Origin of the sequence: Paenibacillus woosongensis (assembly GCF_030122845.1) — a bacterium.
Lineage (GTDB): Bacteria > Bacillota > Bacilli > Paenibacillales > Paenibacillaceae > Fontibacillus > Fontibacillus woosongensis_A.
Genome location: NZ_CP126084.1, coordinates 4,965,697 through 4,983,777, shown reverse-complemented (window position 1 = coordinate 4,983,777; position 18,081 = coordinate 4,965,697). Strand labels below are relative to the sequence as shown.

Annotated in this window: 12 protein-coding genes; 11 read left to right on the top strand and 1 reads right to left on the bottom strand. The window is 52.6% G+C overall.

Features of this window, described 5'->3' with window-relative positions; all coding sequences use genetic code 11:
• Positions 1-229 precede the first annotated feature (229 nt).
• From QNH46_RS22915 to QNH46_RS22885, 7 genes are all read left to right on the top strand, one after another.
• Positions 230-1,576 (top strand): ABC transporter substrate-binding protein, encoded by a 1,347-nt coding sequence (locus tag QNH46_RS22915; protein WP_283926166.1) that lies wholly within the window; start codon positions 230-232, stop codon positions 1,574-1,576.
• Positions 1,577-1,619: 43 nt separating this feature from the next.
• Positions 1,620-2,561 (top strand): carbohydrate ABC transporter permease, encoded by a 942-nt coding sequence (locus tag QNH46_RS22910; RefSeq protein WP_155612242.1) that lies wholly within the window; start codon positions 1,620-1,622, stop codon positions 2,559-2,561.
• Between the two features lie 3 nt (positions 2,562-2,564).
• Positions 2,565-3,410, top strand: a complete 846-nt coding sequence (locus tag QNH46_RS22905; protein WP_283926165.1) for a carbohydrate ABC transporter permease — start codon at positions 2,565-2,567, stop codon at positions 3,408-3,410.
• A 683-nt stretch (positions 3,411-4,093) separates the two neighbouring features.
• Positions 4,094-5,551 (top strand): catalase, encoded by a 1,458-nt coding sequence (locus QNH46_RS22900; protein WP_283926164.1) that lies wholly within the window; start codon positions 4,094-4,096, stop codon positions 5,549-5,551.
• A 150-nt stretch (positions 5,552-5,701) separates the two neighbouring features.
• A complete protein-coding gene (locus QNH46_RS22895; RefSeq protein WP_283926163.1) occupies positions 5,702-6,490 on the top strand; it encodes an ABC transporter ATP-binding protein in 789 nt (262 codons plus the stop codon).
• 3 nt (positions 6,491-6,493) lie between these two features.
• Complete coding sequence (locus tag QNH46_RS22890) at positions 6,494-8,143, top strand: hypothetical protein (RefSeq protein ID WP_283926162.1); 1,650 nt, start codon at positions 6,494-6,496, stop codon at positions 8,141-8,143.
• Between the two features lie 17 nt (positions 8,144-8,160).
• Positions 8,161-8,583 carry a nitrous oxide-stimulated promoter family protein gene (locus QNH46_RS22885; RefSeq protein ID WP_283926161.1) on the top strand — a complete coding sequence of 141 codons (423 nt, stop codon included), beginning with the start codon at positions 8,161-8,163 and terminating at the stop codon, positions 8,581-8,583.
• Positions 8,584-8,734: 151 nt separating this feature from the next.
• Here the strand turns inward: QNH46_RS22885 and QNH46_RS22880 are convergent, their stop codons facing one another.
• Positions 8,735-11,014, bottom strand: a complete 2,280-nt coding sequence (locus QNH46_RS22880) for a stalk domain-containing protein (RefSeq protein ID WP_283926160.1) — start codon at positions 11,012-11,014, stop codon at positions 8,735-8,737.
• A gap of 354 nt (positions 11,015-11,368) precedes the next feature.
• On the opposite strand from QNH46_RS22880, the gene QNH46_RS22875 reads away from it, so the two are divergent.
• Genes QNH46_RS22875 through QNH46_RS22860 form a run of 4 tightly spaced genes read left to right on the top strand, consistent with a single transcriptional unit; the run spans position 11,369 to position 17,544 of the window.
• Positions 11,369-12,775 (top strand): cytochrome ubiquinol oxidase subunit I, encoded by a 1,407-nt coding sequence (locus tag QNH46_RS22875; protein WP_283926159.1) that lies wholly within the window; start codon positions 11,369-11,371, stop codon positions 12,773-12,775.
• A complete protein-coding gene (gene cydB / locus QNH46_RS22870; protein WP_283926158.1) occupies positions 12,762-13,778 on the top strand; it encodes a cytochrome d ubiquinol oxidase subunit II in 1,017 nt (338 codons plus the stop codon). The genes QNH46_RS22875 and cydB overlap by 14 nt, the downstream gene beginning before the upstream one ends.
• Positions 13,778-15,523: a thiol reductant ABC exporter subunit CydD gene (gene cydD, locus QNH46_RS22865; RefSeq protein WP_283926157.1), complete on the top strand. Its 1,746-nt coding sequence runs from the start codon at positions 13,778-13,780 to the stop codon at positions 15,521-15,523. The genes cydB and cydD overlap by 1 nt, the downstream gene beginning before the upstream one ends.
• Positions 15,524-15,540: 17 nt before the next feature.
• On the top strand, positions 15,541-17,544 hold the full coding sequence (locus QNH46_RS22860) for an amino acid ABC transporter ATP-binding/permease protein (protein ID WP_430691955.1): 2,004 nt from the start codon (positions 15,541-15,543) through the stop codon (positions 17,542-17,544).
• Positions 17,545-18,081: the final 537 nt, after the last annotated feature.

Sequence of the window (18,081 nt, the reverse complement as noted above, 5' to 3'; positions counted from 1 at the left end):
TTATCGCTTCCATTTGCATTATAGCAGATTGGAAGGTTTGCGATGTAAGCGATTTAACAAGCGGGGGCCATGATCTGTAAAAATGATACATTTCATAACAAGAGGATACCTTTGTCGGCAAAGAACGCATTTAATGATACCTTTTTCTAAGATCAGCTACCTTAAAAAAGCATGGCGGGAGCTCTATAATTAAAAGCGCTTACATCAATTACTCAAAGGAGAATGCATGATGAAGAGAAATAAAGTAGGGGCGTTATTTATTGCTGTTGCACTCATCTTGTCTATGCTGAGCGGATGCTCCTCGGGGAATGGTGATTCCGCAAATCAAGGAAACACTTCCGAGGGGAAACAAGCCTCCGCTGATGAGAAAGTCACCTTGCGCTTTAGCTGGTGGGGCGGGGAGGATCGCCATGCGGCTACGCTGGCAGCGATCGAGGCGTATAAGCAGGTTGCGCCAAACGTAACGATCGAAGCGGAATACCAGGGCTTCGACGGTTATGAACAGAAGATCAAAACCCAGCTGTCGGGCGGAACGTCTGCGGACATTATGCAGCTTGACCTTCCGTGGCTGCAGGAGCTGACAAGTAAAGGTGACTTCTTTATCGATTTGAAGGAGCATTCCGATTTTGATGCTTCCGGCTTCGACCAGAATTTCCTCAGCAATTTCGGGGTATACGGCGACAAGCTGGTGGCGGTTCCGACTGGCGTCAATGCTTACTGCATGATCATCAATAAGACGCTTGCGGACAAGCTCGGTATTCCGACCGATGCGCAGTGGGATTGGGAAACTATTTATGAAGCAGGGAAGAAGCTGCATGCCGAAGACAGCTCCAAATATCTTCTGCTTGCTGACCATGCGGCTCTGCGTCAGGATATCGTCACGATGCTGAAGCAGCGTACAGGCAACCAATGGGTCAATGAAGATTATACGGTCGGCTTCAGCAAAGAAGACGCGGTAGCCAGCTTTGACTGGCTCCATAGAGCGATGGAAGCTGGCGTATACCAGCCGATCGGGGAGAGCGATCTCTTCTTTGGCAAGATCGATCAGAATCCGAAATGGATCAACCAGGAAATTCCGCTGGCTCCTTCGATGAGCAGTACGCTGCTGTCGCTGAAGAACGTGCTGCCTGAGGATGTTGAAATCGTAACGGGCCTGCCGGTCATCGCCAAGGATGCCAAGGATACGGGCGTGCTGGTAAGACCTTCGCAGCTGTTCGCTATTAGCAACAAGAGCAAGCATCAGGATGAGGCCGTCAAATTCCTGAACTGGTTCATGAATGATCCGGAGGCTGCCGCGATTCTCGGTGACGTGCGTTCCGTTCCGCCGGTGAAGTCTTCGCAGGAGGCGGCCGTCGCAGCAGGCAAAATTGATGCGGCCATCACAAATGCAGTTGAGCTCGGACTGAGCCATGCCGGCATCGTAGATAACAGCGTCGCGAACAACTCTGAGGTGCAGAAGGTGCTTGAGGACGTCATTCAAAAGGTCAGCTATGGTAAAGCAACGCCGGAGCAAGCCGCAGATGAGCTCATCGCCAGTCTGACATCCAAGCTGAACGAGATCAAAGCCAGACAATAAAACAAAATAGAGCTTTAAAGGATAGGAAGGGAGAGAGTCCGCTATGTCTGCATCACATTCGGTATTGGCCAAGGCTCAGAAGAAAACGCGACAGAAGGTAAAAGCCAAGAAAAACTATCAGTACATCGGACTGTTATACATCGCACCATGGATTATCGGTTTGCTCATCTTTCAGTTTTATCCGTTTTTGTCATCCCTGTACTATTCGTTTACGGATTATAACATGGTCAGCACGCCTAAATTTATCGGCTTAGATAACTATAAAAAAATCTTTACGGCCGACCCTGACTTTTACCAGTCTCTCAAGGTTACGGGGATTTACGTACTGCTCGCGGTGCCAGTTAAATTGGCCTTCGCGCTATTCATTGCGATGCTGCTCAGCGCTAAGCTGAAAGGGATTAATTTCTTCAGAACCGTCTATTATTTACCCTCGATTCTGGGCGGGAGCGTAGCGATTTCCGTACTGTGGCGCTTCCTCTTTATGAAAGAAGGGGTCATCAACAATATGCTGGGCTATCTCCATATCGGTCCGGTTGACTGGCTCGGAAGCCCGGATATAGCTCTTTATACGCTAGGGCTGCTGACCGTTTGGCAATTCGGTTCGTCAATGGTGCTGTTCCTGGCAGGAATTCAGCAAATTCCGGGCGATTTGTACGAGGCGGGAGCGATCGACGGAGCGTCGAAGCCGCGTATGTTCTTCAAAATCACGGTGCCGCTGCTTACGCCAATCGTATTGTTCAACCTGGTCATGCAGATGGTCAATGCCTTTCAGGAGTTTACCGGAGCCTTCGTCATTACAAACGGCGGGCCAATGAAATCGACCTTCCTGTACGCTCTGAAGCTCTATGAAGAAGCCTTTAGCTTCTTCAAGATGGGGTACGCCTCGGCTTTATCCTGGATTTTGTTCATTATTATCATGACGGTTACCGCCGTGATCTTCAAAACATCCAATAGCTGGGTATATTACGAGGACGGGAGAGGATAAATCATGAGAGAAACCAGCAGCAAGACAAACACCATGCTTAATTATAGTTTTCTGATCGTCCTCGGCTTCATTATGGTATACCCGCTCATTTGGCTGTTTACCTCTTCGTTCAAGACGAACGCGGATATATTCGGCTCCAGCAAGCTGCTGCCGACGACCTATGTGTGGGATTCCTACGCTCTCGGCTGGCAGGGAACGGGGCAGTATGGCTTTCAGGATTTCTTCATCAACACTTTGATTCTGGTTGTGCCAACGGTCATATTTACGATTATATCCAGTGTGATCGTTGCTTACGGGTTTGCCAGATTCGAGTTTCCGCTGAAAACAATGCTGTTCTCGATCATGATCGCGACCTTGATGCTCCCAAATGCCTCGATCATGATCCCGCGGTATATCTTGTTTAACAAAATGAACTGGCTCGATACGTACTTGCCGTTTATCATTCCAGCGGCATTCGCTACAGGCGCTTTCTTCGTCTACATGATGATCCAGTTTCTGCGCGGCCTGCCCCGGGATCTGGACGAGGCGGCCACCATCGACGGCTGCAACTCGTTTACCGTGCTGACCCGGGTGCTGCTGCCACTGTGCAAGCCAGCGATTTTCTCGGTAGGCATATTCCAGTTCATGTGGACGTGGAACGACTTCTTCAACTCGATCATCTACATCAGCAGCGTCAAGAAGTTTACCGTATCGCTGGGGCTCCGGCTGTCGCTGGACGCTTCGTCGGCCGTGTCCTGGAACCAGGTGCTGGCCATGTCCGTCGTAAGTATCGTGCCATGCATCCTGCTGTTCTTCTTCGCTCAGAAATATTTCGTGGAAGGTATTTCGACCACGGGCTTAAAGGGCTAACGCCTGCCAAATGGATTTCAAGAACCCCAATTCTATAAATCCAACAGAAGAACCTCGCCATTAGGCGAGGTTCTTCTTGTTTATGATGGGTTGCATTTATCGAGGAATTGCTGAATCAGCCTGTTTCATATTCCTGCTTCTTTAGTTGGGATTTGATGACTTACTTGTGGAATGACAACGAGCTCATTGGTGGGCAATTGCTGATGGAAGAGCCAGGCATACCGGTAGAAATGCTTGTCCTTCTTTCCGCAAATCAACAAACCGGGCGGCATACATTATAGCTGTGTTTGTTGTGCTTAAATTAAGCTGTCCATGGCGATATGTACAATTAACTGGATTCTCTGCAGGTAAAGAAAGAGATTAAGGGAGTTATGGGAAAAAGTGGTGATCTAGGCACACGGAATCCATTTAATTGGGAAAAGTCCGCAACTGAACTACAAATAGCTACATGAAATCCATTTGAAAATAATAGCGAGAGTCTATCCCAATCTACTCAGTTATGGCACCGAAGGGCGTCTGTATAATGGCAATGAAGAGAAGATGAAGATGTTGCTGATGTTCCACATGGCTTCTTCATAAATCCCTCATTCAAACTTCATGCAAACCGGAGTGAGAACATGGTAATATCTATTACAGAACTTAGATTAAGTCTAAATACAATAACAAATTGAAGGGTGATATAGATGACGAATTGGATGACAACGAATCACGGTGCTCCTGTAGGAGATAACCAGAACTCAAGAACGGCCGGACAGAACGGGCCTACACTGCTGGAAGATTATCATTTGCTTGAGAAGCTGGCGCATTTCGACCGCGAGCGCATCCCTGAGCGAGTCGTTCACGCCCGGGGTGCTGGGGCGCACGGGGTGTTCGTGACGGAGAGCAGTATGGCCCCGTATACGCGAGCTCATTTCCTGCAGGAGGCCGGTAGACAGACTCCGGTGTTCGTCCGGTTCTCGACGGTTATTCATGGTCAGGGATCGCCGGAGACGGCCCGCGACCCAAGGGGGTTTGCCGTAAAGTTCTATACTGAGGAAGGAAACTATGATCTCGTGGGCAACCATTTGCCGGTATTCTTTATTCGCGATGCGATCAAGTTCCCGGATATGGTTCATTCCCTGAAGCCTGCGCCGGATACGAATATTCAGGATCCCGCCCGTTACTGGGATTTCATGACGCTGTCTACGGAATCTACGCATATGATGACCTGGCTGTTCTCTGATCACGGGACCCCGGCCAACTATCGCCAAATGGACGGCTTCGGTGTGCACGCCTTCAAATGGGTGAATGCCGCGGGCAAAGTGACTTACGTAAAATATACATGGAAGTCGAAACAGGGCGTCGCTACCTTCTCCGCTGCCGAAGTCGGTGAAGTGCAAGGCCGGGATTTCAACCATGCGACCCGCGACCTGTACGACCATATTCAACGGGGCCAATTCCCGCAGTGGGAGCTGCATGTGCAATTAATGCCTGTAGAGGATCTGGACCGTTGGAGCTTCGACCCGCTCGATCCTACGAAAGTATGGCCGGAGGACAGCTATCCGCTGGTAAAGGTCGGTACAATGACGCTGAACCGGAATCCGGAAAACTTCTTCGCCGAGGTAGAGCAGTCCGCCTTCTCGCCGAGCGTACTTGTTCCCGGCATTGAGCCGTCCGAGGATAAGCTGCTGCAGGGCAGACTGTTCTCCTACCCGGATACCCAGCGTTACCGCTTGGGGGCCAATTATCTGCAAATTCCGGTCAACTGCCCTTATGCTCCGGTGCGCAATCACCAAAGAGACGGGCTTATGAACGTGAAGCAGGATCCTTCCCCGATCAACTACGAGCCGAACAGCTTCGATGATAGTCCGAAGGAAGCGCCGGCTTACCGCGAGAGCGTAATGCCGGTATCCGGTCAAGCAGGCCGTGAGCGCATCGCCAAGACGGACGATTTCACGCAAGCCGGAGAACTGTACCGCAGCTTCACGGCGGAGGAGAAGAACAATCTGATTCTGAATCTGGTTAATGATCTGAGCCAGACCCCAGAGCAGACTCAGCTTCGCGCTGTATGCAACTTCTTCCGCGCTGATGCGGAGTACGGCATGCGCGTGGCCCAGGGGCTTGGTGTAGATATTAGCGGTTTTCTGCCGAAAGAGTCCTAATTCCATCTTCATGCCTTCATAAATATACTGAGACTGATTCCCATGCCGCGGCTTGGGGCCAGTCTCTTTTTGTTAGTCGTATCATTGAGAAAACTATACATATCCTGGATAATATGAATTAGGAATATTGCTGAAGAAGGGACTGAGGGAATGAACGAACCAAGGCAACCTCTAATTTCGATCCGGGATTTACGCATGAAGTTCGAGGACAAGTATGTGCTTAACGGGATTGATCTGGAGGTTTATCCGGGACAAATTATCGGATACATCGGACCTAACGGGGCAGGCAAGAGCACCACGGTGAAAATCATGCTTGGCCTGGTGGACGGCTATGACGGGGAAGTGCGCGTGCTTGGCCAAAGTCCGAAGGACGGGGATGTGGAATATAAGCGCAAAATCGGCTATGTGCCCGAAATTGCCGAAATGTACGACACGCTGACAGCCCGGGAATATTTAACGTTTATTGGGGAGTTGTACGGGCTGACGGCGGAGGACGCGGAGAGGAAAGGGCGGCGACTGCTGGAGCAGCTCGGCCTCGGCCATGTGCTGGATACGCGAATCGCGACATACTCCAAGGGGATGAAGCAGAAGGTGCTCATCACCTCCAGTCTGCTGCACAACCCGGACATTCTGTTTCTGGACGAGCCGCTGAGCGGCCTGGATGCAAACAGCGTAATGGTGATTAAGGAGCTGCTGGCGATTCTAGCTGCCAACGGCAAGACGATTTTCTACTCCTCGCATATTATGGAGGTCGTTGAGAAGATCAGCAGCCGGATCATTCTGCTCGACGGGGGGCGTATCGTGGCCGACGGCACGTTTGAAGAGCTGAAGGAGCGCAGCCAGGAGGGCTCGCTGGAGCAAATATTCAACCAGCTGACTGGATTCAATGAGCATCGGGCGATCGCGGAACAGTTTGTGAGCATCGTTCAAGAGGTGTAGCGGATGAAAAATTACAAATCCTTGCTCATATTGGACCGCTTTCGAGGCCTGTTTGAGAAGGCCGGTGTAGATTATGCTGTTATGCGGCATATTCTGCAGGCGAAGCTGATGATGGACGCCCGCCGAGTGCCTTCTTTCATGAACAATAGAAAAGGGAAGAAATCCGCCGACCGGGAGGACGCGAAGGACAGCAACAATTTTCTCGGCTCCCTGTGGATTTACGGCGTATTTGGTGCGTTCAGCACACCGTTCATTCTGCTTGGCCATAATTATATTTTTCAAATGAGCCTGCTGTTCGGCATTTTTATGTTTATGACGCTTACGGCGCTGATTTCTGATTTCTCCTCCGTGCTGCTCGATGTCCGGGACCGGAATATTCTTGGCACGAAACCGATCAGCAGGAAGACGATATCGATGGCGAAGACCGTTCATGTGTTCATTTATATGGTGTTTTTGACCGGGGCTCTCGGAATCATTCCGCTCGTTGTCGGCCTGGTGAAGCATGGTGTGCTGTTCTTTATTGTCTTTCTGCTGGCTTTAATCCTGATGGATCTGTTTGTCGTCGTACTCACCGCGATGCTATATGTTGTGGTTCTGCGGTTCTTCGACGGCGAGAAGCTGAAGGACATGATCAATTATGTGCAAATCGGCCTTACGATTGCGATTACGATCGGCTATCAGCTGCTCATCCGGCTGTTTAATATCGTAAATCTCGATGTGGTGTTCCAGCCGAAATGGTGGCAGATTTTTATCGTGCCGGTCTGGTTTGGCGCTCCGTTTGAGGTGCTTCTGCAAGGGAATCGCGATCCGCTGTTTATTTTCTTTACGCTGCTTGGCCTGCTGGTGCCGATCCTGGCCATTGCCATGTATATTAAGCTGATGCCACTGCTGGAGCGAAATCTTCAGAAGCTGGCCGATCCAGGCGAGCGCAGCGATAAGGCCGGAGCCGGGTGGAGCAGATTCATCGCAAGGCTCCTTCCCGTAGGCCCGCAGGAGAAAGCCTTCTTTCGTTTTGCGTGGACGATGATCGGCAATGAGCGTGAATTTAAGCTGAAGGTGTATCCTTCTTTAGGCTTCTCGCTTATCTTCCCGTTTATATTCATATTTACGCAGTTGAAGGATATCGGCTTGCGTGGACTCCCTGGCACGAAGCTGCACCTGTTCATTTATTCCTGCGCGCTGCTTGTCCCGACGGTGATTATGATGCTGCGTTATTCGGGCAAGTATAAGGCAGCCTGGATTTACCATACCGTTCCGGTTGCCGAACGGTCCGCCATCCATAGAGGAACGGTTTTGGCGGCGCTGATTCGTCTGGTTCTTCCCGTCTATGTGCTGGAAAGCGTCATTTTTGTCTTCTTGTTTGGCCCAGCCATCATTCTGGATTTGATCGTGTTCGGCTTTGTCATTATGCTCTTCTCGGTCGTTTCGTTCGCCTTTCTATCCAAGGTGCTGCCTTTCTCCCAGCCCTTCGAGGCTGCCCAGCAAAGCGAAGGCCTGCGTGTATTCATGCTGATGCTGCTGATCGCCGTGCTCGCTGGCCTTCACCTGGCAGCTGCTTCCGTAAGTTATGGCGTTTATATTTATTTGGTTGTTTTGCTTATACTAAATGTTGTGACCTGGAGCCGGGTATTCTCATCATCGAACGCTAAATAGGAGGCTTGTATTTAACCATGGTATCTGAAGCGAAAGCAGCAAGGCAGGAAGGGCCGAGAATCCGCCGTGAGAAGGAGACTGTCGCCCATATGATGCTTATATATTGCCAAGGTGTGCATCTGGAAGCGGAGAAGCGCCACTCGGTTATAGACAGGGGAAAGAAACGGACGAAGGATGCGGAAAAAAACAACTCTGCCAAACGCACCCTCTTATGCGAGGATTGCTATGCCTTGTACAATTACAGTCAAAAGCGTCTGACATACTGCCGCTTTGGCGAGGAGAAGACGACCTGTGCCAACTGTCCGGTTCACTGCTACGCACCGCAAGAGCAGGAGGAGATCAGGCGGGTGATGCGCTATGCCGGGGCTCGAATGCTGTTCAGGCATCCCTGGCTCGCTTTCCGCCATGTCCTCGACGGCAGAACCAGCCGCAGCATCTAGACCGCCGTCATGTATTGCAGCACCGCGTGGCCCGAACTGTACAGCGGCTTCCCGGCATGACGCGGATGCACTGGCTCGCAAAAGGAACAGCCACCCCAATATGCAGCAATGCTGCGAGGGGTGGCTGTTGATATTTATAGGTATGAGTTTATTAGTGCTTAATTTCAGGAAGAGGCATGAACAGAATGGAAAATGGCAAGTTGCTTCCTGCGGACGGTGTCGTCCAAATTTCTACGATTTCTTCGGAATCTCCGGTACGGTGCAGCACGCTGGTCTGGCTGGAAACATTGTCTTTGCCTGTATGGGAGAAGCTGACCAGGTTGCCGTTGATCAGGGCAGCTCCCATGTACAATCCTCCGCGCGGATTAAACGTGATTAGCGTGCGAGGAGCTACGCGCAGCTTGATTTTATAGATAACGCCGTAGTTGCCCGCATTGACGCTGGATACGCCCAGCACCGTGTCCGTCCCGATCTGGAAAGGATCGGCGGAATTATCCGTCAGGGACAGGCGGTAGTTCTTGCCGCCGCCGATCGTTTCGTAATGCTCGAATATCCGCGTGGAATCCGTAAATGTGCCGCGCATGACCGATTGAATCGGGTCGAGCACCGGCAGCGTGTCTACAACTTCGAGCGGGTCTTGACCGTCTTTGACGAAGACACTGGTGTATTCAATCGGCGAGTCACTATAAAGATCGCCCAGGAAAGAGATCGTCTCCTGCGGCTTCAGGGCTAGCTTAATCATGTCATCGAAGATGATTTTGCTCTCGCCGGGAGCCAGCGTGATCGTTTGCTTCTTGCTGTCATTCTTGTAATTCTCAAAATAACGGGCGACGGATTTCGTCCCGGTAATTTCGGCATAAATATCCGGGCCGGCCATGCCTGAGGTGATGACCTCCAAATTGGCCGGTACCTCGTTGATATTTTTGGCGATAATGTAGACTTTGCCCTTCTCCTCGGTTTTATTGACATGGTGCGTCATGAACCGTGTCAGGCCGCTAATCGTATCCCGGTACAGCATGCCTTCGGAGTACACAGGCTCAGGGCCATTATCCTTGAACAGCGTGTACGGCTCCGTCGAATAGGTGTAGGTGAGCCGTTCGTAGCCAAGGGCTTCTCCGCCGTTGATCGTAAAGTTGCTGCCGATCGGGGTGAAGAGCTTGGAGAACTCATCCTTCGTATACAGCGTCTCCGTCGTAATATTGATCGTATGCTCAATTTTTGAGGATGCCCCGTCGTTGTCCGTAACGATCAATTGGATAATGACGGGCCCCGGCGTAAAGAAAGCCGGATAGTTGTTCATCCATTGCCGGTCGACGATCTCGCCGTCTTCGTCATAGCTCAGGTCGGTAATCGTAATCGGTTCGCCCATCTTGTATTGGTCCTTGTCCGTCTTGAACTGGGCTACAGGAGGAACGTTCGGATTGGCGACGACGATCGTCCGGACATAAGGATCGCTCCACTCTCCATTGGCATCCTGGACGGAATAGGAAACCGTGTAAGTGCCCGCCGATGCAAAGATGTCCTGCCGTCCTTCCCATCTCTCATCGACGATGGGCACGCCTTTAGGGGAGGAGGACTTCGTTTGATAGAGCACCGTCGTTTCACCGGCTATAATTTTGTCGTTCAGCACCGTGAAGGAAGCAACGGGTTTGGTGGACAACTGCATGATGACCTTTTTGCCCTCTACTTTATAAGAAATGTTGAGGGCCTGGGTGATGGAGGTGAGCGGCACCATGAACACGTTATTGTCCTGGTAGCTGGCGCCCTTCATCGTCATCGTTTTGCCGTTCACACGGTAAGTCTTGCTGTCGGTCTTGAAGCGGAGCTCATCGTCCCCGTATTTGATAATCGTCTCCTTCGTCTTCGCGTCATAGGCGATTTGGTAACCGACCCGGTCGACCAGGGAGCGAATGCTGACATAGGATACGCCGTCCTTCACGGTCATGGGCTGGGAAGAGGTATACTCCTGGCCGTCCTGCTCCATGCGCGTGCTGTTCATATAAAGAATCAGCTGGCCTCCTCCGCTTGGCGGGGCAGCTGGGTTATCGGCCGCAGTGTCGGATGGACTACCCGGTACGGAAGTATCTGGCGTAGAATGGTCTGATGCTGAATCGCCTGCCGGCTGCTCCGATGCGGGAGCTTCAGGAGCTTGCGGCTTGGTTGAACCTTCGCTAGTATTGCCGGCTTCAGCGTTGCCGGATTCGGTATTGCCCGGTACAGTCGCGTCTGCCGGACTTTGTGCCGGAACGCCGTTCGAATCTGTAGTGCCAGCGGCTACCGCATTTGTTAAAGTATGTACCTGATGGCCTGGCAGGTTCTCCTCCTGGACGACTGAACCATAAACGGGTGCCTGCGCCATAGCGGCAGGTACAGCCAGTGCGGCCTGTAAGACGAGGAGCGCAGCTGCTAGAGAAATGCTTTTCAATTTCATCTTGATATAATGACTCCTTCTATTAAATATTTGACAATTAGAATAAATGAGTACGTAGCCACTTCCAGTTTTCTGTACCTCATGTTTAGACGCTGCATAGGGATGAAAAGTTACGGTCAAAGGCAAAAGATGCAGGTTGCCGTTTTGCTCAAGAGGCCCATTCACAATATCTCCACAAATGCAAATGTCTCGAAAAAACCTTGTCGCGATGCGGGTTTCCGGCGTTGTCAACACGCTGAACACCGCATTATGTGATTCTTGTCACAAAACGATTACTTTTTACCCGTTTATTTTCATAAATCCGTGATAGAATTCACAATAGTGAAACCAAAGATGAAAGAAGGGTGTATTTTTATGGATCCGGTAATGCTTGCGCGTATCCAATTTGCAGCAACAACAATCTTTCACTTCTTCTTTGTGCCGTTGTCCATAGGTCTGGTGCTGCTCATCGCGATCATGGAAACCATGTATGTGGCCAAAGGGAAAGAAATCTACAAGCGCATGGCCAAGTTCTGGGGGAAATTATTCCTCATTAACTTCGCCGTGGGGGTCGTAACCGGGATTCTGCAGGAATTTCAGTTCGGCATGAACTGGTCGGACTACTCGCGCTTTGTGGGCGACGTCTTCGGTGCTCCACTGGCCGTTGAAGCGCTATTCGCCTTTTTTATGGAATCAACGTTTATCGGGTTGTGGATTTTCGGATGGGACCGACTGTCCAAGCGAGTGCACTTGCTTAGCATTTGGCTCGTATCTCTCGGTACGATTGCATCCGCCTTCTGGATTTTGGCGGCCAACTCGTTTATGCAGCGTCCTGTCGGTTTTACGATCAATAACGGCCGGGCGGAAATGAATGACTTCTTCGCACTGATCAGCAACGGTCAGCTGTGGGTGGAATTCCCGCATACGGTGCTCGGCGCATTTGCGACAGGAGCGTTCCTCATTACGGGCATCAGCGCCTATAAATTGATGAAACGCCAGGATGTGGAGCTCTTCAAAAAATCGTTCACCATCGCGATTATTATCGGTTTGATTACTTCGTTTGCCACGGCATTGTACGGTCACCAGCAGGCGCAGTATTTGGTAAAGACCCAGCCGATGAAAATGGCAGCCGCTGAGAGCTTATGGGGCAAGAGCGGCGATCCGGCACCTTGGACGGTATATGCGCATATCGATCCGAAGACCGGAGAAAACACGTTTGAAATCAAAATTCCGTATCTGCTCAGCTTCTTGTCCTATAGCGAATTCTCCGGCGAGGTGAAAGGGATGAACGAGCTGCAGGCCGAATACGAGCAAACTTACGGTCCCGGCGACTACGTTCCGCCCGTGCGGACCACCTTCTGGAGCTTCCGGGTCATGGTTGCGGCAGGATCATTGATGATCGTGCTCGGGATGTACGGCACCTATCTGGCATGGCGCAAAAAGCTGGACCGTCCGAACAAATGGTACTACCGCATCATGCTGTGGGCGATTTCCTTGCCGTTCATTGCGAATACGTCAGGCTGGATCATGACGGAAATCGGACGTCAGCCGTGGACGGTGTTCGGCTACATGCGGACCGAGGACAGCATATCGCCGAGCGTCACCTCCGGCCAGATCCTATTCTCGCTTATCGCATTTACGGCAATTTATGCGGTATTGGCTGCAGTGATGGTGTATTTATTCGTTAAAGTGATTAAGAAAGGCCCTTATGCCGACAATGCGAATGATGATGAGCAATCGGCAGATCCATATGGTAAGGAGGGATACCATGCTATCTCTTAATGAGCTCTGGTTCATCCTCGTTGCAGTTCTGTTTATCGGTTTCTTCTTCCTCGAGGGCTTTGATTTCGGGGTAGGGATGAGTACGCGGTTTCTAGCTAAGAATGATATGGAAAGAAGGGTGCTGATTAACTCGATCGGTCCCTTCTGGGATGCGAACGAAGTCTGGCTGCTGACGGCGGGCGGCGCGATGTTTGCGGCCTTCCCGAACTGGTATGCCACGCTGTTCAGCGGCTACTACACACCGCTTGTCGTATTGCTGCTGGCCTTGATCGGCCGCGGGGTCGCCTTTGAATTCCGCGGCAAGGGGAAGAGCCAGCGCTGGAAGAACACTTGGGATCTGGCCATTTTCCTTGGAAGTCTGCTGCCTCCGTTTCTGCTCGGCGTGGTGTTCTCCGGGCTGCTCAAAGGACTGCCAATCGACAGCGATATGGAGATGAAGGCCGGATTGTTCGATATGGTCAATCTATACACTCTTATCGGCGGGATTACCGTTGTTGTTCTGTGTCTCGTCCACGGTTTGCTGTTCACGACCTTGCGGACGACGGGCAGTTTGCAGGAACGTGCCCGCAAGCTGGCGCATAAGCTGCTTATTCCGCTAGCGGCATTGTTCGTTATCTTTGGAGTGATGACGTACTTCCAAACGGATGTATTCGAGGTCCGTGCCTTGCCGCTGACGCTGATCGCAGTGGTTGGCCTGGGGGCCTTCCTACTTGCCGGACGGTTCATCAGCAAGAAAAGAGACGGCTGGGCTTTTGGGATGACGGGTACGTTGATCGCCCTTTCAATCTCTTCCGTATTTATTGGGTTGTTCCCGCGCGTCATGGTCAGCTCGATCAGCGAAGCTTACTCGCTGACGATTCACAATGCGGCGTCTGGTCCATATTCATTAAAGATCATGACGATTGTTGCGCTGACCTTGCTGCCATTTGTACTTGGCTACCAAATTTGGAGTTACTTCGTCTTTCATAAACGCATTAATGAGAAGGAGCATTTAGAGTACTAATGGGACGCGATTTAATGAAGTTTAAAGGGATCAAGCCGGTTCTTGCCGGGATCGGCGTTCTGACCCTCATTCAGAGCATCGCTATCATATTGCAGGCCAAATGGCTGGCGGAGGTTGTCTCCGTCCTGTTTGCCGGCGCTAAGCTGCAGGAGCAATTCGGCGGGGCCGTCTTGTTCCTGCTTGCTTTTATCGTCCGGCAAATTTCCTCGCTTCTGCAGCAGCGGATAGCTCACCGCTTCGCTGAGCGGACAGGCAAGGAGCTGCGCAAGCAGGTAATGGAGAAGCTGTTCGAGCTGGGCCCCCGGTTTGCGAAAAGAGAGGGCACCGGCAATCTGGTGACACTTGTCCTGGACGGCGTAACGAAGTTCCGCAACTATCTGGAGCTGTTCCTTCCCCGAATGCTGGCAACTGGGATGACACCAGCGTTGATTCTGCTGTATGTATTTACCCTGGATGTTACGGCGGCTGTCATTTTGGTCATCACTTTGCCGATTCTCATCGCTTTCTTGATTCTAGTAGGATTGGCTGCGCGCAAGCAGATGGATCGCCAGTGGAAATCGTACCGCACCTTGTCGAATCATTTCGTGGATTCGCTGCGCGGGCTGGAGACTTTGAAATTTCTCGGGCACAGCAAGCGGCATAGCAAGTCGATCGAGAAAGTGAGCGATTCTTACCGCTCCGCGACGATGCGGACGCTGCGCGTAGCGTTCCTGTCCTCGTTTGCCCTTGACTTCTTCACGATGCTGTCGGTCGCATCCGTAGCGGTCAGCCTTGGCCTGCGCTTGATCGACGGCAACATGACGCTGTTGACGGGACTGACGATCCTCATTCTGGCCCCGGAGTACTTCCTGCCTGTCCGGATGGTCGGGGCAGATTATCATGCGACTCTTGATGGCAAGGAGGCCGGCGAAGCGATGAATGCGATCATCGCCGAAGGAGAGGCGGAGAAAGCCGCCTTGGCGCAGCTGCCCGAAGGGGCATCGCTGGTGTGGCACGCGAACAGTGTCATGAAGCTGTCATCGCTGAAGGTACGGCATGAGGAGGAGGGTCAGACTTCGCTGCCTTCGTTGGATCTGTCCGAGCTTGAGTTGGGCGGTATGGGCAAAATCGGCATTATCGGCGAGAGCGGAGCCGGCAAATCGACCCTGATCGATGTGCTGGGCGGCTTCCTGCGCCCGACGGAGGGTGAAATCGAACTGAACGGCGTGAAGCTGGGGGATTTGGCGAGCGCGGAGTGGCGAAAGCAGATTACGTACATCCCGCAAAATCCTTATATATTCAGCGGTACGCTGGCAGAGAATATTGCTTTCTATTCGCCGGGCGCTTCCCGTACTGCAATCGAGCAGGCCGCTGCCGCCGCGGGGCTAGGCGCTTTAGCGGCTTCGCTGCCCGCCGGGTATGATGAGCCTATCGGCGGGGGCGGGCGCGCCTTGAGCGGCGGCCAGGAGCAGCGTGTGGCGCTGGCTCGAGCTTTGCTCAGCGAGCGGCCGGTCCTGCTGCTGGATGAGCCGACAGCTCATTTGGACATCGAGACGGAATATGAATTGAAGGCGACGATGCTGCCTTTGTTCGAAGGCAAGCTTGTGCTGCTGGCGACCCACCGCCTGCACTGGATGCGGGACATGGACTGCATTATCGTTATGGAGCAGGGCCGGATTGCCGAGATGGGTACCCATGACGAGCTGGTCGCAAGAAAGGGCGCATATTATCGCTTGTTAACATTACACCGGGAGGGGATATTGTGAGCATGAGGGAGGACGCCATGAACTGGAACCGCGAAAAGAGCCCTGCCGGGCACTCGGCCGGGCAGGGGCAGCAGGGGCAGCAGGGGCAGTGGATTACTCCATATTTCCGTGCTTACAGCGGACGCTTCGCCTTGTATTTAATTCTCGGTACGCTGACAATCCTAGCGGCCAGTATGCTGATGTTCACTTCCGGGTTCCTGATTTCCAAATCGTCGCTGCAGCCCTACAATATTCTGCTCGTGTACGTACCGATTGTCGGCATTCGGGCGTTCGGGATCGGCCGGGCGGTCATTCATTACGTGGAGCGGCTGGTTGGACATGATGCGGTGCTGCGGATTTTATCGAAAATGCGGGTTCGTTTGTACAACATATTGGAGCCCCAGGCGCTGTTTATCCGCTCCCGCTACCGGGCGGGGGATATTCTCGGCGTGCTGGCGGACGACATCGAGCAGCTGCAGAACGTGTATATCCGTACGGTTTTCCCTAGTCTCGTTGCCGTGATTATCTATGGGATTGCTGTCATCGCTTTAGGGCAGTTTGACTGGCTGTTTGCCCTGCTGGTAGCGGGATATATTTTCATTCTCGTTGCCGTGCTGCCTTATATTTCGCTGATGCTGACCAGACGCACGAATGCCGAGGTGAAGCGGGAGCGTAACGGGTTATATCAGAAGCTGACGGATGCGGTCATGGGCATCGGAGATTGGGTGGTTAGCGGCCGTCCGGCAGAGTTTCTGGAGTCTTACGAGCATGACGAGGATGTTGTAGCCCGCAAGGAACGCAAGCTGCGTGCCTGGGCAAGATGGAGAAGCCTGATCGGGCAGCTTGTCGTTGGAATTGCCGTCTTATCGATGATTTATTGGTCGGGCGGCCAGGCGGCGGCTGGACAGATTGACCCTGTGCTGATCGCGGCCTTCGTGCTTGTCGTATTCCCGCTGGCCGATGCATTCCTGCCTCTGTCTGAAGCGATTGAGCGCACGCCGCAGTACCAGGAATCGCTGCGCCGCTTGGACCGGATAACGCAGCCCGCATTGGTAAGGTCCATGGACACTGTGGTGGACGGGACACATGCGGAGTTGGCTTTACACCAGCAACGCGTGGCCGCTGTGCTTGCGGCTGCCCAGGCCATGGACGTGCATTTGGAGCTGCAGGGCGTCTCCTTCGCCTATGAGGCTGAGCGGAATACGCAGAAGGAACGCGAGCAGAAGGTGGCGCAAACGGCTGAGCGGGCCAAGGAGAATGGCCGTGAGCAGAAGAACCATAACCAGAAGGTGGCGCAAACGGCTGCTGAGGGTATCCTGTATTCCGTCCGCGATGTGTCGCTTAATCTTCCGCAAGGCAAGCGGGTCATGGTGATCGGCCGCAGCGGTGCTGGCAAATCAACGCTGCTGAAGCTCATCCAGGGCGCCATCTCGCCGGTTGAAGGCAGCGTGCTGATTAACGGCGTTCCCGCGGCGCATCTTGGGGATGACATCTCCAAGGTCATCTCCGTATTAAACCAAAGCCCGCATCTGTTCGATACGACGGTAGCGAACAACATCCGGCTTGGGCGTCAAAGCGCCACGGAGGAGGAGCTTGGCCTAGCTGTGCAGCAAGCGCAGCTTGACGGGCTGATCGCCACGCTGCCGGCGGGCCTGGACACGCCGATGCGCGAGACCGGGCAGCGCTTCTCCGGCGGAGAGCGGCAGCGCGTGGCGCTTGCGCGCATCCTGCTGCAGGATGCGCCGGTGCTCGTCCTAGACGAGCCGACCGTGGGGCTGGATCCGCGCACCGAGCGCGAGCTGCTGTCGACCATCTTCCGGTCGACGGAGGGCAAGACGCTCGTATGGGTCACACACCATTTGGTCGGCGCGGAGATGATGGACGAGATCGTCTTTATGGAGCACGGCGAGATCCTAATGCGCGGTACGCACGAGGAGCTGCTGGCACGGGAGCCGCGGTACCGCAGCCTTTATGCGCTGGATCGGCCGGAGGATATAGGGCAGATATGTACTGTTGCCACCATTGAAGATGAATCCTGCTAGGATGCAGGATTTTTCTCCTTTCAGGTAACAGATAGGGCAAATGGATGCGAAAGTGCAGAATGCCCAGGAGGAAAAAGACGGTCACACCCCGGCAGAATGTAACCTTCATTGATAATTCAAAACTAAATGTATTTTATACAGCTAGTTAAGCTGTTTTATAAAAAAACTATGCGCTAAATGTAAAGCATACAGTTAGTTTGCTTGAATGGAGCGAATTCGTCGAAATAGCTTAAAACTAAATGCAGGTTTTGCAGTTAGTTCCCTCTAACCATGGCCAAAACCGATGAACTAACTGCATGAAATACATCTAGTTACCGGATCCTGACCATCTAGCCATAAATCAATAGTTTTTAATTGATTGGAGGGAAACACTTCAACCAGGCAGAACCTCACTGGAATGACAGTGCCCCTATGCTAGGTCTAACCTAACATAGGGGCACTTCACAGGTAAGGTTCTTTTCGCTACCGCGCAGAAATCGCCACTGCCTGCCGCACCGCCCGCCGCCCACGGCACCGCCCGTCGCCCACGGCACTGCA